The 21,299-nt window shown below is 46.8% G+C and carries 20 protein-coding genes; 11 read left to right on the plus strand and 9 right to left on the minus strand.

The annotated features are described in order from the left end of the window. Window positions 1-112: 112 nt before the first annotated feature. Both FOT42_RS14390 and FOT42_RS14395 read left to right on the plus strand, forming a co-directional pair. Entirely contained in the window at window positions 113-607 is a 495-nt protein-coding gene (locus FOT42_RS14390) for an RNA polymerase sigma factor (RefSeq protein WP_151891235.1), read from the plus strand. Window positions 608-610: 3 nt separating this feature from the next. Next, window positions 611-1,255 carry a hypothetical protein gene (locus FOT42_RS14395; protein ID WP_151891236.1) on the plus strand — a complete coding sequence of 215 codons (645 nt, stop codon included), beginning with the start codon at window positions 611-613 and terminating at the stop codon, window positions 1,253-1,255. On the opposite strand, the gene FOT42_RS14400 is transcribed toward FOT42_RS14395, so the two are convergent. Both FOT42_RS14400 and FOT42_RS14405 read right to left on the minus strand, forming a co-directional pair. After that, window positions 1,252-2,073: a lysophospholipid acyltransferase family protein gene (locus tag FOT42_RS14400; protein ID WP_151891237.1), complete on the minus strand. Its 822-nt coding sequence runs from the start codon at window positions 2,071-2,073 to the stop codon at window positions 1,252-1,254. The genes FOT42_RS14395 and FOT42_RS14400 overlap by 4 nt on opposite strands. A 37-nt stretch (window positions 2,074-2,110) precedes the next feature. Then, a complete protein-coding gene (locus FOT42_RS14405) occupies window positions 2,111-2,752 on the minus strand; it encodes an NUDIX hydrolase (RefSeq protein WP_151891301.1) in 642 nt (213 codons plus the stop codon). Between FOT42_RS14405 and FOT42_RS14410 the strand changes: the two genes are divergently transcribed. Then, on the plus strand, window positions 2,751-3,470 hold the full coding sequence (locus tag FOT42_RS14410) for a peptidylprolyl isomerase (protein ID WP_151891238.1): 720 nt from the start codon (window positions 2,751-2,753) through the stop codon (window positions 3,468-3,470). The two genes, FOT42_RS14405 and FOT42_RS14410, sit on opposite strands and share 2 nt — an antisense overlap. 52 nt (window positions 3,471-3,522) lie before the next feature. Then, complete coding sequence (locus tag FOT42_RS14415) at window positions 3,523-4,245, plus strand: dienelactone hydrolase family protein (protein ID WP_151891239.1); 723 nt, start codon at window positions 3,523-3,525, stop codon at window positions 4,243-4,245. Between the two features lie 9 nt (window positions 4,246-4,254). Here the strand turns inward: FOT42_RS14415 and FOT42_RS14420 are convergent, their stop codons facing one another. The 4 genes from FOT42_RS14420 to FOT42_RS14435 all read right to left on the minus strand — a co-directional run bounded on the left by FOT42_RS14420 (window position 4,255) and on the right by FOT42_RS14435 (window position 9,667). After that, window positions 4,255-6,909, minus strand: coding sequence for a TonB-dependent receptor (locus tag FOT42_RS14420; RefSeq protein ID WP_151891240.1), 2,655 nt, complete (start codon window positions 6,907-6,909; stop codon window positions 4,255-4,257). 78 nt (window positions 6,910-6,987) lie between these two features. Continuing rightward, window positions 6,988-8,133 (minus strand): hypothetical protein, encoded by a 1,146-nt coding sequence (locus FOT42_RS14425; RefSeq protein ID WP_151891241.1) that lies wholly within the window; start codon window positions 8,131-8,133, stop codon window positions 6,988-6,990. Window positions 8,134-8,321: 188 nt separating this feature from the next. Beyond that, complete coding sequence (locus FOT42_RS14430; protein ID WP_151891242.1) at window positions 8,322-8,939, minus strand: trimeric intracellular cation channel family protein; 618 nt, start codon at window positions 8,937-8,939, stop codon at window positions 8,322-8,324. Window positions 8,940-8,941: 2 nt separating this feature from the next. After that, complete coding sequence (locus FOT42_RS14435; RefSeq protein ID WP_151891243.1) at window positions 8,942-9,667, minus strand: RDD family protein; 726 nt, start codon at window positions 9,665-9,667, stop codon at window positions 8,942-8,944. A 39-nt stretch (window positions 9,668-9,706) separates the two neighbouring features. Between FOT42_RS14435 and FOT42_RS14440 the strand changes: the two genes are divergently transcribed. From FOT42_RS14440 to FOT42_RS14465, 6 genes are read left to right on the plus strand one after another with little or no spacing between them, the layout of a single operon-like run. Next, window positions 9,707-10,684, plus strand: coding sequence for a stage II sporulation protein M (locus tag FOT42_RS14440; RefSeq protein WP_151891244.1), 978 nt, complete (start codon window positions 9,707-9,709; stop codon window positions 10,682-10,684). Then, window positions 10,659-11,600 (plus strand): hypothetical protein, encoded by a 942-nt coding sequence (locus FOT42_RS14445; RefSeq protein ID WP_151891245.1) that lies wholly within the window; start codon window positions 10,659-10,661, stop codon window positions 11,598-11,600. Before FOT42_RS14440 ends, FOT42_RS14445 begins: the two co-directional genes overlap by 26 nt. After that, window positions 11,597-12,316, plus strand: coding sequence for a DUF4129 domain-containing protein (locus FOT42_RS14450; protein WP_151891246.1), 720 nt, complete (start codon window positions 11,597-11,599; stop codon window positions 12,314-12,316). Before FOT42_RS14445 ends, FOT42_RS14450 begins: the two co-directional genes overlap by 4 nt. Before the next feature lies 1 nt (window position 12,317). Continuing rightward, window positions 12,318-13,529, plus strand: coding sequence for a DUF4350 domain-containing protein (locus FOT42_RS14455; protein ID WP_151891247.1), 1,212 nt, complete (start codon window positions 12,318-12,320; stop codon window positions 13,527-13,529). 3 nt (window positions 13,530-13,532) lie between these two features. Continuing rightward, a complete protein-coding gene (locus tag FOT42_RS14460; RefSeq protein ID WP_151891248.1) occupies window positions 13,533-14,531 on the plus strand; it encodes an AAA family ATPase in 999 nt (332 codons plus the stop codon). Between the two features lie 48 nt (window positions 14,532-14,579). Next, window positions 14,580-15,869, plus strand: a complete 1,290-nt coding sequence (locus FOT42_RS14465) for a DUF58 domain-containing protein (protein ID WP_192938409.1) — start codon at window positions 14,580-14,582, stop codon at window positions 15,867-15,869. Window position 15,870: 1 nt separating this feature from the next. Here FOT42_RS14465 and FOT42_RS14470 read toward each other — a convergent pair whose 3' ends face one another. The 3 genes from FOT42_RS14470 to mnmA form a co-directional block, all read right to left on the minus strand. Next, the gene (locus FOT42_RS14470) at window positions 15,871-16,335 is read right to left on the minus strand and encodes a YfiM family lipoprotein (protein ID WP_192938410.1); all 465 of its coding nucleotides are present in this window, start codon (window positions 16,333-16,335) and stop codon (window positions 15,871-15,873) included. 51 nt (window positions 16,336-16,386) lie between these two features. Beyond that, window positions 16,387-17,328: an NAD(P)H-dependent flavin oxidoreductase gene (locus FOT42_RS14475; protein ID WP_151891250.1), complete on the minus strand. Its 942-nt coding sequence runs from the start codon at window positions 17,326-17,328 to the stop codon at window positions 16,387-16,389. Window positions 17,329-17,973: 645 nt separating this feature from the next. Beyond that, complete coding sequence (gene mnmA, locus FOT42_RS14480) at window positions 17,974-19,164, minus strand: tRNA 2-thiouridine(34) synthase MnmA (RefSeq protein ID WP_151891251.1); 1,191 nt, start codon at window positions 19,162-19,164, stop codon at window positions 17,974-17,976. 201 nt (window positions 19,165-19,365) lie between these two features. Between mnmA and FOT42_RS14485 the strand changes: the two genes are divergently transcribed. After that, on the plus strand, window positions 19,366-21,246 hold the full coding sequence (locus FOT42_RS14485; protein ID WP_151891252.1) for a fasciclin domain-containing protein: 1,881 nt from the start codon (window positions 19,366-19,368) through the stop codon (window positions 21,244-21,246). Window positions 21,247-21,299 lie beyond the last annotated feature (53 nt).

Here is a 21,299-nt window from a genome sequence, read left to right on the forward strand (position 1 = left end):
GATAACTGGACAATGGATACCCTGTTCTGGAATACCTGAAATGGTTTTTTTGGGGACAGATCGTAACAAAAACTACTTTTCATATACCAATAGGGCAAACTTACCAACCTTAGTGAACAAAGAACTGGAACATCGTTTTGTGACGGAGCTTGAGAACAATCAGAACATTGTTCATAAGGTGTGCAGCCTATATACCAACGACAAGGACTCACACAACGATCTCTTTCAGGAGATCACGATCCAACTGTGGAAGGCCTATCCAAAGTTTCGCGGAGACGCCAAGTTCAGCACATGGATGTACCGGGTCGCCTTGAACACTGCCATTACATTGTACAGGAAATCCAAGAAAAGGGTGCAGACCCAAGACTATGATTCTGTCGTACATAAGATAAAGGCCAGCGACTATGATGACACAGAGGAAAAGCAATTGAAACTGATGTACGATGCGGTGCGGCAGTTGGGCGATATTGACAAGGCATTGGTATTTCTTTATCTGGAGGACAAGGATTATTCGGAAATAGCCGAAACATTGGGTATCACTGAGGTAAATGCAAGGGTAAAAATGAACAGGGTGAAAAATAAATTAAGGACCATATTAAATCCGTAGATCATGGTGGATGAACTGGAGCTCTTGAAAAAAGACTGGCAAAAAAGGGAAGCCGACCTTCCCAAATTGTCGTATGACCAAATCTATGGAATGACCTGGAAAAAATCGTCCTCCATAGTCAAATGGATATTTTATATCAGTCTCATTGAACTGGTATTTTGGGCGGCGATCAACATCATCTTCAGTGATTCCGAAACCATGGAAGAACTGAAGGCCCTCCACATTCACAAAGTGATCATGGTGCTCAACATCGTCAACTATGGCATCATCCTGTACTTCATCTATAAATTCTATATCAATTACAGAAAAATATCCTTTACCGATTCTTCCAGAAAATTGATGAAGGCCATCCTCAAAGTGAAAAGAACGGTGACCCAATACGTCTGGTTCAACCTGATCATCTTCACCACCTACCTCATCATCAACATGTATGGGGTATTGCTGTATGCCCCTGAGGGCCAAAAAATTGTGCAGGCCGCTTCGGAAGATGGCAACAGTTTTTCATTTTGGGCGATGGTGATCACCATTTCAGTGATCTTTACCGCCCTTGTGCTGTTACTGATATGGCTGTTCTACAAATTACTCTATGGAATTCTGCTGAAAAGACTTCGGGAAAACTACAATGAATTGAAGAAGCTGGAGGTTTAACCACCTATTTTGCCTTTATAACTGTATCGCCTTTTCTCGTTTTCGGCCTCGTAGGCCAATAACTCTTCTTTGGGAATCACCTTAAGGAAAGAAGGATGCTGCTCGATGGCATACTCCAATTTTTCCAATATCGCATCAATGGATTCATTGTCATAGTCAATATCCAAAGGCTGTTTGATCTGCATGGATTGAAGGATGCCCTTCTTTTTCACGCGGAGTCCCTTTTTATCAAAAGAACGCCTAAAACCATCGATCACCACGGGAACCACCACCGGTTTGTAACGCTTGATGATGTGTGCCGTCCCCTTGCGCAGGGGCTTCCATGGTGTGGTGGTCCCTTGTGGAAAGGTGATCACCCAACCATCGTCAAGGGCCTTGGCAATATTGCTGATGTCGCTGAACTTTACCTGTCTGTTCACATCCTGTCCATCGGCCCTCCACGTTCTTTCAATGCTTATGGAACCGGCATAGGCCAATATTTTGGTGAGCAAGCTCTTCTTCATGGTTTCCTTGGCCGCTACATAGTAGATATTCAGTTTGGGGTTCCAAAGGTATCCCAAGTTCTTGATGTTGTCGTCCCTTCCCTTCAAACTTGCGTTGAACACATGGAACATGGCCACCACATCGGCAAAATAGGTCTGGTGGTTGCTGACAAAAAGGACATTGGTCTCCGGTAGGTCCCGGATAATCTGTGATCCCTCGATTTCCAGGGTATTGAAACGCTTGTATCGCGCATGCGTCATCATTCCTGCGATACGGATCAACCACCGTTTTAAAAATAAAATATGGCCAAAAGGATTTCTCTTGAACAGACCCATGAATCAATAAATTGGACACAAATTTACAAAATAGCCGTCAAAACGCTTCCAGCAAAAGTTCCTTGATCTCGCTCAGCATCATGGCCGTTGCACCCCAAACTGTGTAACCGTTTAATTTATAAGCTGGTACGTTAATATTTTTTGCGTAGGAAGTGCTCAATATTTCTTCGATATGGTTGGAATCATCCAAAAAATCCTTCAGAAAGACCTCTACAATGCGTTCCACTTCGCTCTCTTCCTTCACAAACGGCCGTGGGTCCGGGTACATCCCCATATATGGTCGCACCAAAAAATTGCTTGGGGGAATATAGACTTCGCTAAGTTCCCTGATCACTTCCACGGCGTGGGGAGGAACGCCCACTTCCTCATGGGTTTCCCGCAGGGCCGTATGTAAGAGATCCTTGTCCCCTTGTTCCACTTTACCACCTGGAAATCCGATCTGGTTAGAGTGTATGCCCTCATACACCTTTCGCAGAATGAGCAACAACCGGGTCTCGTTCCCATCATCTGGGTAGAACAAGGCCATCACCCCTGCCCGCTTTGGTTGGAAATCCTCAATTTTATGCGCCTTCAACCACTGAATCCGTAATTCGGGCGACATTTTATAATGCGATGCCTCCCCGGGAAGTGGGAGATTTTTTATTTTTAAGGCTAGTTGACTAAATTCATCAAATTTCATGCTGTTGAGACCATCGGATTTTACGACATTATTGCTCATTGTATGCATCTCCTGCGGAGAATCCCCAAAAAAGAACACGGACAAAGTTGAGGAAAAAATCGTAAAGACGGATACCCTCCCCAAAACCGAAAACGACCCCTCACCGGAAGAACTTGAAGAAGAACAGGCTTTTGTACTGACAGAGGAGAATGCCATTGACTTCTTTTTCAATTATCAGAAAGAACTCAAAAAGAACAAGGTAAGGCTCACTACGAACATGGGCAGTTTCACCCTTGAATTGTACGACGATGTGCCCTACCACAAGGCCAATTTCATCTATCTGGCCCGAAAGAACTATTTTGACAGCACCCAGTTCCATAGAGTCGTAAAGGATTTCATCATCCAAGGGGGCAATTCCGATGACCGAAGGACCGCAAAAAAACGGGCCGATATAGGGAGGTACCTGCTTCCGCCCGATACGAAAAAAGGCCACAAACACCACAGAGGTACCATTTCCATGCCCAGTAGCGAAACGGACAATCCGCACAAACTGGCCTCCCCCTATGAATTCTTCATTGTGGTGACCAATCCCGGCTCCTATCACCTGGATGGTTCCTACACCCCTTTTGGCCGTGTCATAGAGGGTATGGACGTCGTGGATGCCATCAACAAGGTTCCCGTGGGTGATGGCGACTGGCCCTGGAAAAGTGTTTACATCCTGAAGGCGGAAGTGTTGTAAACCAATCAAAAAATACCCTAATTTAGGTTGAACAAGGAACAACTAACTCATTATGATCAAAACAGACAAATTTACGTACTCCGGCAATGGACAGACCTTTGAGGGGGTCATTGCCCATGACACCGATTTAAAGGGCAAACGCCCCGTGGTGATGGTTTCCCACACCTGGATGGGACAGTCCAAATTCGAAGAGGACAAGGCTACCGAACTGGCCAAGATGGGCTATCTGGCCTTTGCCATAGATGTTTTTGGTAAGGGAAAACGGGCAAAAGATGCCGGTCAGGCCGAAGAATTGATGAACGAGGCCTTGGCAGACCGCCAAGAATTGTTGGATCGATTACTATTGGCCCTGGAAAAAGTAAAGGAGCATGAGTTGGCAGACTCGAAAAAAGTAGGAATCATCGGTTTTTGCTTCGGCGGAAAATGTGCTCTGGACCTGGCACGTTCCGGGGTGGACATCCAAGCTTCGGTTTGTTTCCATGGCATATTCGATCCACCAGGATTGGAGCAAGAAGAGGACATCAAGGCCAAGGTATTGGTGCTCCATGGCTGGGAGGATCCCTTTGCCTTCCCTAAAGATATTGTTGCCTTGGGCTACGAGCTCACCGAACGGAATGCGGTCTGGGAAATGGACATCTTTGGCCATACCGGGCATGCCTTTACCAATCCCAATGCCAAATCCCCCGACCAGGGCATGGAATACAATGCGCTGGCCAGTGACCGATCTTGGCAACGCATGACACACTTTTTTGAAGAGGTGTTCGGAACCAAATAACGGTCGACCTTACATTTTCAGGTTGACCCCAAATATGATCTGGCGGAAACCTCCGGCAAAGACCCCGGAGGTGGCCCGGTTCAGGCGGGATGCCCTGTACACTTCGTCGGTGATGTTCTTGCCGTTGACAAATACCGTGGCCTCGACCGAGTTTCCAATGGTAAAATCATAGTTCACAAAAGCATCGATGGTGGTGAAGGAGGGCAATTGCCCAATGGCCCCATCAGCCGATTCGCTCACAAAATTGTGGAACTCCGTGAACTGTTTTCCCACATGGTGTACATTGAACCCACTTGAAAGTCCCTTCCAATCGTAGTTCAGCCCCAAGCTCAAGTTCACTTTTGGGGTATAGGGTGCTTCGGCATCTGAAAGCCCATCATCCCCAAATTTGATCACACTTTTGGTGATGTTTGGAAAATCAGCAGCGTCGATGGTGGTATCGGTGAGCAAAGTTTCCCCGCTTCCAGTATCCATATACACCTCATAGGCATTGCGATTGGCATTCACCTTTTCTATGTATTCGTTTTGCGTATCCACGCCATGGATCACTTGGGAAAACAGGTCCTTATCCTCCAATTTTCCTTCCATCACTTTGGAATGCATATAGGTGGCATTGGCCAAGAAATGGAGCTGATGGCCATTCCCGTTGAACAATTCGGCGTCGAGGGCCATCTCTACTCCCTGTACATTGATCTTGCCCAATTCGTTAAAGACCTCATTGCGTCCCCCTGCATAAAAGTTTCTGCTGGCATTGTGGAAATACGTCAATTGTCCTTGGACACGATTGGCCAGTAAACTTCCCCGCCAGCCCAACTCCTTGTTCCAACTCAACTCCGGTTCCATATTGATGCTCTGCCCGGCCAAGGGATTGGTCACCACGCCATCCTGCTCCACCAAAAACCCGAATACTTTGGAAGGCGCTATCATTCCCTGATAAACGCTACCGTACAATTCACCCGACCCTAAAGGATAATCCAAGGTGATTCCTGGCAAAAACTGATTGTACACACTGGGCTCCCTTCCTTCGGAAGTGCCCTGAAGGTCTGGGTCCTGTGCCAATACCAACAAATTCTGACGGTACATGTCCACATGCTCAAAGCGCAGGATGGGTACAAGACCCAAACCGCCCAAATGGAATTCGTTGCGAACATAGCCGTTCGCGGACCAAAGTCGGTACCATAGATCTGTGGTGGTCCTTCCACTCCTCGCCCATCGGGAACTATCGGCCTCCAAAAACACATCCTTGAAGGTTTCCCTGTGCAGGTTGATGCCCGCTTCAAATTCGCTGGGAGCATTGAAAGCCTCCCATTTGGCCTTTATGGTTTCCTTGATGCCCGAAACCCTATAGATCCACCTGCTGTCCGTAGTGCTTTCGCGTCCGTTCAAAATCCTGCCCACGATCACATAATCCTCGTCATCAAACGACCGGCCTTGCAGATACCGGTATCGGTCCGCAAAGATTTCGTCCCCCACATAATCCTGGACTTCGGATGCCCTCACCTTTGCGGTCACCTGCCGCCACCAATCCCTTTCAAAATCGGAGGCATACACCTTTGTGGTAAAGCTCAAATCTTCATTCGGCAGCCATTTATGGATGATATCGACCCCATACCGTCTCATGGTGAACTGATCGGCATCCAAAGGATTTTGGGTGGGGTCTCCTTCAAAAGTGAAGGGTGTCTGGGAACTCAATGAGGCCTGATTGTCCTCGAACTGCCCACTTACTTTGAAATATAGGGACTGGTCTTCGGACAACTGGGCAAAGATCTTCGCATTCAGGTTCAAGATCTCAACGGATGAATTGTCGATAAAGCCATCAAACTTCTTGTACACCCCTTCCACCAGACCACCAATATTTTTCCAAGTCCCCCCGTAGGAAAAGAGTCCCGAGGTATAATTGCGCTGACCGCCTGTCAATTTCAGTCGCAGTGTGGGTTTTTGCGGAGGCAGTGCTGTGATGTAGTTGACCGCGCCATACATATTATTGGGACCATATTTTAATAGATCGGCCCCTTTGTACACCTCAACGGAAGTGATTCGGTCGCTCACCGGGTTGTAGTATGCGCCAGGAGCGATGTAGGGTGCCGGTGCCGAAGGTGTGCCGTCTTCCATGAGCAGCACTTTTTTGGACCTTCTTCCCCAAGAACCCCGTATACTGATGTTTGGACGGTTGGACAGACCCATGTCTCCCACAATGTTCACACCGGGGACGGTGCGCAGCACTTCTTCGGTATTCAATGGGTTCATGTTTTTTAAAGCCACGGGATTGATCCTATAATTGCTCCCCACAAATTCACTTTTGAAATTTTTGGCCGATGCACTCACAATGACTTCATCCAAAGTGGTATTGGAGCGGGTGAGTCCTATGACCCCCATATCCACATCCGGAGTAGAAAGCGAAACCTGTTTATCCTCATACCCCAAATATTTTATGATGAGGGCATGGTCCCCCCCATTCTTCAGGATGGAGAACCTCCCAAAGTCATCCGTCACCGTTCCCTTGTCGCTGGGAACCAACAGGACTTGGGCACCCAACAAGGGCTGACCGTTGTCCGCGTCCACAATTTTTCCGCTAATTCTGTCCTGTGCTTGGGCCAATGCCCCTGTCAAAAAAAAGAGCATAAAGCCCCAAAGGACCAACGGCCCTTTACCGTTCCTGTACATTTATTTTTAAAATTTTATTACTGTTTTGCGACTGTTCCCAAAGGCAACCTAAAATATCCTACACCGTGTCCAAGAAAATCAGCTCTTGAATTCACCCATCAATTCTGGGGCTACTTTCACCTTTTTGTTTGAAAAACGATAGGAAACCCCTACGTTGATCAAATAATCGGCGAAGGCGGCATCCCCTGCCCTAGGTTCTCCGGTAAGTTCCTGGGTCTCTAGGTCGGTGACACTTTGGGGACGGTCCCTTCTTACGGCAAAAGGAACATTGAGGTTCAGGGAAAAATTGTTCTTCACAAAGGCGATGCCCGGGTCTATGGAAAGTACATTGCCAGGTCTTCTAAAACCTTCGTTCCCCCCAATAAGGTCTTTCACGGGAACGCCTTCATATCGGGCACCCAATGAAGTGGAAATGGTATTGCTAATGGCATAACTGGCCCCAGCTCGTACCGAAAACTGATCGGGAACGGCCATGATGGCCTCATTTTCCAGAAGAGGGCTCAAGGTTTCCCGAAACGTCCGTGTTCCGTTGGTCTCCCTTGGGTTGATCAAATAGAATCCGCCACCATAGGCAAACAGTTTGTCGGCGATTTTTTGATAAAATTGGAAATCCACGGTAACCCCAAAGCCACCATCACCCGGTTGGATACTTTGGTCAACAGGTCTGGTCTCCGGACCTCCTTCGGGGCCAACATTATAAAAAATATCAGAAGCATTGAAATTTCCGGTGGGCAATTTGATGCCCAATCCCAATGCAAGGTTTCCATTTTGGTGCTTTTCAAGGTCGAACAGCCAGTAACCCACACCTACCCTGATATCGGCAAGTCCCCTTGAATAGGTGGTATTTCGTTCTTCCCGACCATGTTCATATAAAGAAGAGCGCGTGTTGATCACGGTTGGGATGGTTATGCTCGTGTATAGCCTGTCAGTGATCCCATAAGTGAGGAAAAAATCCCAGGAATGGGAATGGTTGATCACTTCCGTCTCGTTGGAAACCCTATCCGGCTCTTCATGCGTCCCCCTGAAATGGCGAAAAGACTTGAAATAGCGATAGTTGCTCCCTATCTGGATATCTCCCTCCCCCAACAGATTACTCTCCAAGGTATTCCCCACACAGGATGAAAAATGTCGGATAGCGACACATCCTTGGGCATTGATGCTATCCATGCCAAGAAAGGAAGCCGAGAGAAAAAAGGTCAGTAAAACGATTTTTGGTGTTTTCATAAAATGGTCCCGTTTGGTTGATAAAAAGGCCGACACTACTGGGACGGCCCTTATTTTTAATGAAGATTACAAAACTACAGACCAAAGTAGTGCTATCCTTGGCACGGGAAAGCTAACAAAAGAGTAAAAAAGATTAAGCAAGGATTAATCATGCTAAGCAACAATTAACGGAAAAGCCGTTGACCGACCTATTCCCCCTCTTTTTCATAGACACTGGGCAAACGGATATCGTATTTTACAGCCAATAACCTTAAGGTGATCACCACAACTATGGCCGCGATGTAGGCATAACCCTCCTTGATGGGAAGTTCAACAAAAAGAAAGTAGCTAGCACCACCTACAATACAAGTGGTGGCATAGATTTCCTTTCTTCTGAAAATGATGGGGATCTCATTGCACAACATATCCCGGATAACACCTCCAAAACAGGCCGTCATGGTGCCCAGAAAAATGCACATGATGGGCAAAAGCTCTGCTTCCAAACCTTTTTCCACTCCGATCATGGTGTAAAGGCCAATCCCGATGGTATCGAACAGGAAAAGGGATTTTCTCAAATACTTCAACTGCTTCACAAAAATAATGGCAAAGACCACGGCTATGAAAATGGTGAGCACATAGGTAAGGTCCCGCATCCAGACCACTGGCGTGTTCCCTATGAGCAAATCCCTCAAGGTACCGCCCCCAATGGCCGTGACAAAGGCGATGATGAGTACGCCGAAAAGGTCCAACCGCTTTTCCATGGCCACCAATACCCCGGAAATGGCGAAGGCAATGGTCCCCAATATGTCAATGGTCTGGTAGAGCATGCTTACATTTTTTGGGTGTAGTAGTTGTAATCTTTCAACACGGTATCGATGTACTGCACATCATACAGATTGGAATTGGTCTTTAAAATGCTGTCCACTTTGATGCGGAGTGCAGTCAGGGTCTTGAAATCCCCACTCTTTTTGGCAATGAGGTAGGTCTCCTTGATCAATCGGACATCTTTGTCCGTGAGCAGGGTCACATTGGTGAACTGTGGCTCGTAGGCCTCCTCCACTTCTTCCAAAATGGTATGGGACACTTTGGTCTTTCGTTTGGTGCTGATCACCACGGTTCCGGCCGCCGCATCCCCCACCCGTTGCCGTTTATCCGAAAAAAGGATGCTCAAGATGCCTATGGAGCCCAAAAATATCCAGATGTCCACCAAGCGCAACATCCATCGGACCAAAAGATTGCTCCAATGTACCGGGGCGCCATCCAAACGCACCACGCGCATCTTCATCAACATCTTGCCCACCGTCTGCCCGTTAAAAAGGCTGTGCATCAAAAGGGAATAGAACATGGCCGGCAGAAAAATAAGAGCTGCCAGCCCACGCTGTGTCCAAGTATCTTCATAAATGAAACCGATGGCATTGCTGATAAGGCTTACCAAATAGGCATACATGTACAAAATGAGGCCATCGATGAGAAAGGCGACAATCCGTTCCCCAAGGCCCACGATCTTATAATCTAAGTTGACATTTTGCGTTGTATTGATTTGGAGGTTGCCCATATAAACGTATTTTTAAACTTGGAAAAATAAATTCCACCTATGCGCGAAGCTGCTTTTGTGAAGCAAAATAAGGAAAAATGGATCGCTTTTGAAAAAGCGGTCGCATCAGGTTCACATACTGACCCGGATGCGCTTGTGGACGGCTACATCCAGCTTACCAATGACCTCGCTTACGCACAGACCTATTACGCAGAAAGCAAGACTTTATTGTACCTGAATTCCCTCGCCTCCCAGGCACATCAAAAAATCTATCGGAACAAAAAGGAGTCGGGCAACCGGATCATTGAGTTCTGGGCGCATGAGTTCCCGCTTTTTTTCAGGCAATACCACAAAACGTTGTGGATCACGTTCCTGATCTTTATCACGGCCACGGCCATCGGTGCCATTTCCGCACTGAACGACACCTCCTTTGTAAGGTTGATCCTGGGCGATGCCTATGTGAACGAGACCCTGAACAATATTGCCAATGGGGAACCCACGGCCATTTATAAAAGCGGAAGTGAGATAGGTACCTTTCTGGGGATCACCATCAACAATATCCGTGTGGGCTTTTTGGCCTTCGCCTTTGGGGTGATTACCAGCATCGGGACGGCCTATATCCTCTTTAGCAATGGGGTGATGCTGGGGGCTTTCATTACTTTTTTCTATACCAAAGGGGTGTTTTTTGAAGCGAACCGGCAGATCTGGCTGCACGGCACCATAGAGATTTCCGTGATCATCGTGGCGGGCTGCGCCGGATTGATCATGGGCAACAGCATCCTTTTTCCCAAGACTTTTTCCAGACGGGTCTCCTTCATGAAAGGGGCCAAGGACGGATTGAAAGTGGTGGTGAGCACCATTCCTTTTTTCATCATTGCGGGCTTTATCGAAGGGTTCATCACCCGGTACGCCAATATGCCCGATTGGTTGGCCTTCTCCATCATTGGAGGCTCATTGTTGCTGATCGTTTTTTATTACATCATATACCCCATCTTACTAAACCGAAGACTACATGAAGGACAAATACATCGAGCTTAGGATCAACCGCGATTTTGGCGATATCCTCTCCGTTTATTTTGAATTTTTACGCCAGAACATCAAAAAGTTCACCAATGTGTTCCTGAGCTATAATGGCATTTTTTTGGTAGGTCTTTTAATCACCAGCTACTTGATGGTATCCGGGTTCGTGGGCATGATCTCGGAGGGAACCAATGTGTACGGAATGGGTTCGGGAGAAAGCAACGAAGGCACCTATTGGACCTATATAATCGTGGGCAGCATCATTTTTTTCATCATATTCATTTTGGTGGCAGGTTTCAACTTTAGCCTGAGCTCTTCCTATTTGGTCAAATATGATGAACACAAGGGCCAAGGATTTGACAAAAAGGAGGTCTGGGAACACACGAAGGGCAATTTCGGCAATACCTTCTTGTTCATTATTTTGCTTATCCCCATTTATATCCTGTTTTTCATCGTGGCACTCGTTTTTGCGTTCATCCCGTTGCTGGGCATGTTCGCACAATATATTGTGCAATTCGCCATGACTGCTTGGATTGGGGTTTCCTTTTTTAGCATGATGAGCCAATCCAAGGGCGTGATCGATAGTTTCGGGGAAGGCTGGAACTTGGTCATCAACAATTTTTGGAGATCGGTAGGAGTCAATTTTATCCTTGGACTGCTCAATGGCTTGTTGTTCTTCATCATCCTTATTGTCCCTTCCATAATCATTGGGATCTATACCTTCCATGTGGTGGAAAACAATGTGGATGTGGGCGGCTCTGTCATTTCCACCGTCATTTACACCCTAGGTCTGTGCCTATTGCTCATCTTGATGGTATATGCCCAATGCCTGTCCCAGTTCGTGAACGGCATCCTCTTTTATGCCCTGCACGAGAAAACATACAACATCAACACCAGAAGTAAAATAGATCAAATAGGACAGACCGATCAGTGATCAAACAGAGCTACATCCTTATCCTTTTGTTGTGGGCAAACCTGGGTCTTGCACAGAAGGATTCCATTGCCCTGCCCATAGACAGCAGTTCGGTACTCACGGAACGCCAAATCACGGAAGACCTTGGCAAAAAATACACCGGGGAGGATTTTGACTATGATGTAAAAACGGGGGAATCCGCCAACTTGCTCAGCCGCTTTGTCCGATGGTTCCTGAATGCCATCAGTAGCACCTTTGGGTTTGACATTTCTCCCAAAACCCTCTTGATCCTGGAATACATTATTTATGCCCTCATGGGCGTCCTGGTCATTTATCTGTTGGTGCGGATGTTCGTAAACGAAAGGTTCAGTGCCATTTTCACCAAAAAAGCCCGTTCCATCATCGACCTGGACCTTTCCGAGCAGCACATTGAGAGCATCGACTTGGATTCGTTGATGGAAGAGGCCCTCAAGAACGGGGATTATCGGCTTGCCGTCCGTTATCAGTTCCTAAAGATCTTGAAACTGCTTTCCCAAAAGAACATCATCGATTGGCATTTTGAAAAGACCAATGTGGACTATGAACGGGAAATTGCCCAAACCCAATTGCAACTGGAGTTCAAAAAGGCTTCTTACCTGTACGAGAACATCTGGTATGGGGAGCAGCCCATCGATGCATCTGGCTATGCCAAAACGGACTTGCGCTTCAAGGCCGTAGAAAATTCAATCCCGAGATAGCATGGACCGAAAATCGAAAATAGTCATTGCGGTATTTGCCCTGGTCGTTGTCGGGATCGTCATTACGGAAATTGTGCGGCCAAGGCCCATAAACTGGCGGCCATCGTACACTTCGGTGGACAAGATCCCGTTCGGGTGTTTTGTGCTGTACAACGAACTCCCTTCCATTTTCCCCAATAGTGAGATTGAAACGGTGGATAAAAGTGTCTATGATGTGTTGATCGATCGGGATTCGTCCCTAACGTCCAACTATATGTTCATCAACGAATATATTGACCTGGACCAGCAGGAAACCAATCAGATCTTGGACTATGTGGACCGAGGAAACACCGTTTTCATTGCCGCTACTGGTTTTGGTTGGGAACTGATGGATACCCTGAACATCGATTTTGGGGCCGACTATTCCTTGAAAGAGGGCACGACCATTTTGGACCTTACCCATGAAAAATTCGAAAAGGAGGAGTTTAAACTGTCCCGAGGGGTGTTCAACTCCTATTTTACCAGTGTGGATTCCATCAGGACCACCATTTTGGGGCATATCTCCTATACCATTGAAAACTATCTGGACGGAGAGCCGGACGAAGAGGTAACCAAACCCAATCTCATCAAGACCCGCTTTGGAAAGGGCCATTTCATCATTTCCACAACCCCACAGGCCTATTCCAATTATTATATGCTCAAGGGCAATTCGGACTATGTGGCCCATACCTTTTCCTATCTCCAGGATGCCGATGTGCTGTACTGGGACAATTACAAAAAATCCGGCCGGGTGTTCATTGATTCTCCCATGCGTTTTGTGCTCAACCAAGTTTCCTTGAAATGGGCCTACTATTTGTCCATTTTGGGCATCCTGCTCTTTGTCATCTTCAAGGGTAAGCGGGAACAGCGCATCATTCCCATCATTGAACCCCTAAAAAATTCCTCGGTGGAGTTTGCACAGGCCGTTGGGTCGCTGTACCATCAAAATAAAGACTACACGGACCTGATCAACAAAAAAATAAATTACTTTTTGGCCCACATACGCAGTCAGTACCATATCGAAACGGCACAGATCAACGAAAAGACCATACAGCTACTGGCGGCCAAAGCCGGTAAGGACATTCAAGAAACCAAGGTTTTGATCGAATATATCTTGAAACTAAAAAATAAAAATGCCCACACGGAGCAGGAAAGCATAGAACTCAACAAAAAAATAACCGCATTTAAGCAGTAATATATGGAAGAACAAGAACCACAAGACGACGCACTACAGTTCAATTCCCGCGTGGATTTGACCCGACTACAGCAAGCTGTCTCCAACATAAAGTCCGAACTGGGCAAAGTGATCATTGGGCAGCAGGATATGATAGAACTGCTCATTATTTCCATTTTGGCCAACGGGCATTCCCTCATCGAAGGGGTTCCCGGGGTGGCCAAGACCGTCACGGCCAAGTTGCTGGCCAAGACCATGAGCGTGGATTTCAGCCGTATCCAGTTTACCCCGGACCTGATGCCGAGCGATATTTTGGGGACCTCCATATTCAACATCAAAACTTCTGAATTTGAGTTCAAGAAGGGGCCATTGTTCTCCAACATCATCCTCATCGATGAGATCAACCGGGCCCCTGCCAAGACGCAGGCCGCCCTTTTTGAGGCCATGGCCGAAAGACAGATCACGATGGATGGTGTGGAATATGCTATGGAACCCCCATTTTTGGTGTTTGCCACCCAAAACCCCATTGAACAAGAAGGCACCTATCGATTGCCCGAGGCCCAATTGGACCGTTTCCTTTTCAAGATCAATGTGAGCTACCCCTCATTGGAAGAGGAAATCCAGATCTTGGAGAGCAAGCACGAACAGAAAGCCAAAGTGGAGGAAGACCTCGTCAATGCCCTACTCTCTGCAAAGCAGATTGCGGAGTACCAGGATACCATCAAGGAAATTGTTGTGGAGAAAAACCTGCTCAAATACATTGCCTCCATTGTGGACAACACACGGAGCAATGCCAATCTGTACTTGGGGGCATCGCCCAGGGCCTCAATTGCCATCATGGATGCTTCAAAAGCACTTGCCGCGATCAACGGCAGGGATTTCATCACGCCCGATGACATCAAAAAAGTGGCCATTCCCGTTTTGGGACACCGCATTTTGCTTACCCCGGAAAGGGAAATGGAAGGATTGACCGCCCAGCAGGTGGTGAAACAAATCGTGGACGGCATCGAAATCCCAAGATAAAAAGTGAAAAGGCTCTTCAGACCCATATACCTGCAGAAACGATTTTTCATGATCCTCACGGCACTCATCGTGGGATTTGTGATCTCGTATATGGTCCCCAACCTCTTTGGCGCACTGAAGGTGCTTTTCTTCGTTTTGGTCTTATTGCTGATTGTTGACATCATCCTGCTATTTGCTTCCAAAGGAAAGGTCCAAGGACATCGAATCTTGACCGATAAACTCTCCAATGGGGACGAAAACCCGATCCAACTCCAATTGATGAACGGATATTTGTTCCCTGTAAAAGTAAAGGTCATCGATGAGATTCCTTTCCAGTTCCAGAAAAGGGATTTTCTGTTGGAGACCAAGCTGCCCAGTGGTGGGGAAAAAATGTTCCACTATCAACTACGGCCCACCGAACGTGGGGTGTATTCCTTTGGAAGTCTGAACATATTTGCGGTCTCGCCCATAGGTTTTTTGGCCAGAAAGCACACTTTTGGACAGTCACAGGAAGTTCCCGTTTACCCCTCGTTCCTCCAGCTCCAAAAGTACGATCTGCTGGCCTTCACCAACCGTTTGCACGAATATGGCCTGAAGAAGATCAGGCGTATTGGACACACCATGGAATTTGAACAGATCAAGGACTACGTGCTTGGCGACGATATCCGGAACATCAATTGGAAAGCCACGGCCAAACGGGGGCAATTGATGGTGAACCAATATCAGGATGAAAAATCACAACCCGTATATTCCGTGATCGATAAGGGACGGGTGATGAAAATGCCCTTCAATGGCCTCAGCCTCTTGGATTATGCCATCAACGCCACCTTGGTGATCAGTAACATTGCCCTAAAAAAACAGGACAAGGCCGGCATGTTCTCCTTTAGTGACAAAATCGAGAACAGGGTGGTAGCGGAGCGGCGAAGCTCCCAGATGAACCTTATCCTTGAAACGCTCTACAACCTGGAGACAAATTTCATCGAAAGTGATTTCAGTCGCTTGTATGTGGACGTAAAACGAAGCTTGAACCAACGGAGTCTTTTGCTGCTCTATACCAATTTTGAGACCATGGATGCCCTGCACAGGCAGCTTCCCTACTTGGTGGCCATGGCCAAACAGCATCTGTTGGTGGTGATCTTCTTTGAAAACACAGAGCTGAACGAATTTGCCCATAAAAAGGCGGAAACGGTGCATCAGATCTTTGAGCAGACCATTGCCGAAAAGTTCATTTATGAGAAAAAGCTCATTGTGAATGAACTCCGTAAACACGGCATCCAGACCATCCTGACCAAACCGGAGGACTTGACGGTCAACACCATCAACAAATATTTGGAAATCAAGGCAAGGGGGCTTATCTAATCTAAAGTGATAGGTAAGAAAGTCCCAAAGTGTTCAAACTGGGAAGGTTGCCATCCAATACCACAAATTCAGATTTTGGATAGGGAAAGGTTTTTTTCTTTTTCAGATCCAGTTGGGAATAGCGGCCACGCAGTCTTTTTTTATCGTCCTTTTTGGAAAATAGATCAATGGTGACCCCTACAGTGACACCTCCCAAGACCGTTGCGGCCAAATCGTCGTTGTCCCAACCGTTCTCGCGCTGTCCTGCATCGACCGCTTCCTTGGCCAAGCCTATAAGCGTACTTCCGGCGACCGAACCCACAAAGGTCCAGATACGGTTGCCCTCAGAGGCCTGTTTAGCGATTCCTGCTCCGGCCAGACCAAATAGGTTGCCGCCCAAAAAATGGAGTGCCTTGTCCCGCTCCACTTGCCCATGGCAATAGGAAGCGAGCACCAAAAAAACTAGTGTGGGGATAAGTGTTCTCATTGCTCTGGGGTAAATGTATGAAAAAGTGTGGAAAGCTTCTGCCCGAACGGTTTAATAACCATTCACTTCCAACTTTGCCTTCTGGAATTCGGCCATCAGTTCGGCCACAATTTCGGCGGCAGGCTTCACAGCATGGATCAGACCGGCAACTTGGCCAATTTCAAGTTCCCCTTCTTCCATATCACCTTCGAACATACCACGTTTGGCCCTGGCCCTTCCCAACAATGTTCTCAGGTCATCCACTGATGCGCCTTTGGCATAGGCCTCCTGCACATCTTGGTAGAATTTGTTCTTGAGCAGTCGCACGGGAGCGAGCTCCTTCAAGGTCAGTTGGGTATCCCCTTCCTGTGCCTCGACCACTCTTTTTTTGAACGATTCATGTGAAGACGCTTCGGGGGTGGCCACAAAGCGGCTCCCCACCTGCACCCCATCCGCTCCGAGTACCATAGCGGCCAGCATGGCCCTTCCTGTCGCAATGCCTCCCGCAGCAATGAGTGGAACAGTGATTTTTTCCTTTACAGAAGGAATCAGCACCATGGTCGTGGTCTCGTCCCTACCGTTATGGCCGCCCGCTTCAAAACCTTCGGCCACAACCGCGTCCACCCCTGCCTCTTGGGCTTTCAGGGCAAACTTGACACTGCTCACCACATGCACCACGGTAATTCCTTTCTCTTTGAGAAAACCTGTCCAGGTCTTCGGATTCCCCGCGGAAGTGAACACGATTTTCACCCCATGGGAGACAATGATCTCCATCAACTTTTCAATATCCGGGTACAGCATGGGAACGTTCACCCCAAAGGGTTTGTCGGTCGCTTTTTTGCACTTGATGATATGTTCCTCCAATACTTCCGGGTACATACTTCCCGCGCCCAACAATCCCAATCCGCCGGCATTGGAGACGGCCGAGGCCAACCGCCATCCGCTGGCCCAGATCATTCCTGCTTGGATGATGGGATATTCTATTCCGAAAAGTTGGATGATTCCGTTTTGCATTCTAAATAGATGTATTGAATTAAGACCATCGCTTTTTTGAGTTTCAAAAATTATGACCTTTATCAAAAATTGACTATTTCGGTCCCCCCGTCATTAGGCAGCCCATTATTATCAAAGTTTTCATAATCAATTATAATTTCACACTTATCTATGTTAAAGTTAGACTCAACCCATTTTGTTGTGGAAACACAATCAATCAAAATTGAATCCGAAATATTCTCTTGGATTATTATAATCCATAAAGAGTGTTCAGAATTTTTCAGGTTAAATATTGTTTTGTATTCAATTGAATTGGCTCTAATTGACTCAAGTTCTATAATTGTGTCTTTGTAAATAGATTTATATTTTTCAACTGTACTCCTGTAATTAATTGTTTTCGAAAACTTTGGCAAAACACATTCCTTCTCTCTATTTTGTTCAATAGGGTGCTCCACAACTTGTTTCTGTGTATTACAACTGAAAAATATAAAAACGATAAGAATAACTGAACAAATTTTCATAATTATGGATTTCTGTGTCAAATTGTTTTAAGAATTGTTGAATTGAACTTGCCTGCTGGATGGGCAGGTTTCAGTTTCACATCAATTTAAAATTATAATCATGAGATTCTAAACTTAGTTCAGAATGTAGGAAGATAGCAATAAGCTACGAAATCACTCCAGACCCCACCAATTCATCTTCCACATACCAGGCCACAAACTGCCCTTCGGTGATGGCCGATTGTTTTTCTTGGAAATCCACATACAGTCCGTTCCCTACTTTGTAGAGGGTGGCTTTCTGTAACGGTTGACGGTACCGGATACGTGCCATCACTTCCATGGTTTGGTCTTCTTTTAAGGCCAGATCGGGACGCACCCAATGCAATTCATCCTCTTTGACAAAAAGTGTGTTCCGGTACAGTCCGGGGTGCATTTTCCCTTGCCCGGTGTAAATGATGTTCTTGTCCACATCGGTTTCAATGACAAACAAAGGTTCCTTGGTGCCACCAACATTCAGACCCTTGCGTTGCCCAATCGTAAAATAATGGGCCCCTTGGTGCTCTCCCACCACTTTACCATCTTCCAAGGAAAAAATGGGTTTTTCCGCCTGAAAGGCCAATTTCTCCTTTTCATTATGAAATTCGGGAACAGCTATGGCAAATTGGGAAGCAGTACTGGGCACTTCCACAATGATCCCTTTTTTGGGCTTCAATTTTTGCTGCAAAAAGTCGGGCAGGTGCACCTTGCCCACAAAGCAGAGTCCTTGGGAGTCCTTTTTATCGGCGGTGATGAGATTGTTCTCAGCGGCGATATTTCGGACTTCAGGCTTTAACAGTTCCCCGATCGGGAACAAAGTCTTGGACAGTTGCTCCTGGGACAATTGGCATAAAAAATAGGATTGGTCCTTGTTGGGATCCTTTCCCGCCAACAACTGGTAGGTTTCGGTACCATCTTCATGCTGGATGGTGCCTTTTCTACAATAGTGCCCTGTGGCCACGTAGTCGGCCCCCAATTGCATTGCAATTTTTAGAAAGACATCAAACTTGATCTCGCGGTTGCAGAGCACATCCGGATTGGGTGTACGTCCCCTCTCATATTCATTGAACATATAATCCACGATACGCTCCTTGTATTCCGCGCTCAAATCGACAGTTTGGAACGGAATACCCAATTTTTCGGCCACAATGAGGGCATCATTGCTATCCTCCAGCCATGGACATTCCTCTGAAATGGTCACAGAATCGTCATGCCAATTCTTCATAAAAAGGCCGATAACCTCATACCCCTGCTCTTTAAGGAGATATGCCGCAACGCTGGAATCCACTCCTCCCGAAAGTCCTACAACAACCTTTTTCATTTCACATCATTAAGGCTACAAAAATAAAAAATAACACGCATTAAAACGATATCCGATATCAGTCGGATTTCTGTGGCAAACTTTTCAAAATGAAGAAAAATTAAAAATGTTAAACTTTTTACAATTTTTATTAAACAAAATGGATTTTAATTTGTTTAACTTTATCTTTAAAACATTAAACATAAATACAACAACAAGATTATGAAAGCATTAAAAAGCCTATCCCGTTTTGCATTAGTATCGTTGTTATTGATTTTCGCATCCTGCTCGGATGATGACAACGGACCCACCGACCCACCAGAAAATGATGTTACCATTGTTGCTGCAGCCCAAGCGACACCACAATTGAGCAGTTTGGTCAGCGCGCTTCAAAAAGCAGATGAAAGTCCCAACAATGACCTAGTAACCGCTTTGAGCGGCGAAGGTCCTTTTACGGTATTCGCGCCCACCAATGAAGCTTTTGCCGACCTGTTGGCCCAATTGGATGGCTTTGATTCGCTGGACGATTTCAACTCCCAGCAATTGCAGGACCTACTTGCCGTGGTCTTGACTTACCATGTTGTCGCCGATGCGGCTGTACTATCCTCTGATCTAAGCGACGGGCAGACCATCACCACTTTGCAAGGATCCACTTTGGAAGTTTCCACACAAGGCGGGGTTTTCCTCAGCGATGCCACTGCTGAGGCCGCCCAAGTGACCACTGCCAATATCGAGGTATCCAATGGTGTTGTACACATCATTGATAAGGTATTGTTACCACAAGCTGCGTTGGATGCACTGGCCGATGTATTGTTGGTTCCCATCACCGATCTTGCCATAGGCAATGAGAACCTTGAAAACCTAGTGGCGGCCCTTGTTGCTGCCAATGGAAACCTTCCCACTGTGTTGCGAGGAGATGGACCATTCACTGTTTTGGCTCCCACCGATGAGGCTTTTGAGACCTTCTTGAATGGTGCTGCCTTGGAAGATGTTCCTGTGGATGTATTGACCAATGTACTGCTCAACCACGTCATCAGTGGTGAGGTGACCTCAGAAGATTTGACAGGTCTAGGTTCAGGATATACAAGTACACTCGCTGTTGGTGCGGGCGACCAGAACATGAGTTTGTTCTTCGATACTTCTGACGGTGTAACCTTTAATGGAGTATCCACCGTGGTGATGCCCGACGTCAAAGCGCTGAACGGTATTGTGCACGTAGTGGATGCCGTGATCGACTTGCCCAATATCGTGGATCATGCCGTGGCCAATCCAAATTTGACTTCTTTGGTAGGTGCGTTGACCGATGGCGGAAACACCACTTTCACCAATCTGCTTTCCAATGAGGAAGAGGATTTCACTGTTTTTGCTCCATTGAATGACGCCTTTAGTGCATTCACAAATCCAAATGGAAATGATCTGAATGCAATCCTATCCAACCATGTGGTGGTAGGTGCTGCTGCCTTCTCCTCTGGATTGACAAATTCGTATGTGAACACTGCCGCCGAATTTGATACCGATGAAAATCTGAGCCTTTATATCAACACGGATGATGGAGTAACCTTGAATGGCACGAGCAACGTGGTCTTGGCCGATATTGTGGCGACCAATGGTGTGATCCATGCCGTGGATGCCGTAATCGATTTACCAACAGTAGTAACCTTTGCTGTTGCCGACCCGATGTTCGATTCTTTGCAAGCTGCATTGACTGCGGAAGGTCAACCTGACTTTGTGGCCACCCTGTCCGGAGTAGGACCATTTACCGTATTTGCCCCGACCAATGATGCTTTCCAAGCCTTATTGGACAGCAACGATATGTGGAATGGATTGGCAGATATCGACGGTGGTTTGTTGACCAGCGTGTTGCAACACCATGTGATAGCTGGCGCCAATGTGAGGTCAGGCGATTTGTCCGACGGCATCATGCCCACTACTTTGGAAGGGGATGCCATCACCATCAACCTGCCCGGAACCGATGACAACATTGCCGATGTGACCGATGGTGCGGGGAATACCGGAATAGGTATCGATGCGGTTGATGTACAGGCCATCAATGGAGTGATCCATGTTTTGGACACTGTAATGATTCCTGATACATCAAACTAAGATTTGAGTTGTTTCTATACTGCAGCAAAGGCCCTTTGGAAATGATTTCCAAA

Origin of the sequence: Flagellimonas hadalis (assembly GCF_007785775.2) — a bacterium.
Taxonomy (GTDB): Bacteria; Bacteroidota; Bacteroidia; order Flavobacteriales; family Flavobacteriaceae; genus Flagellimonas; species Flagellimonas hadalis.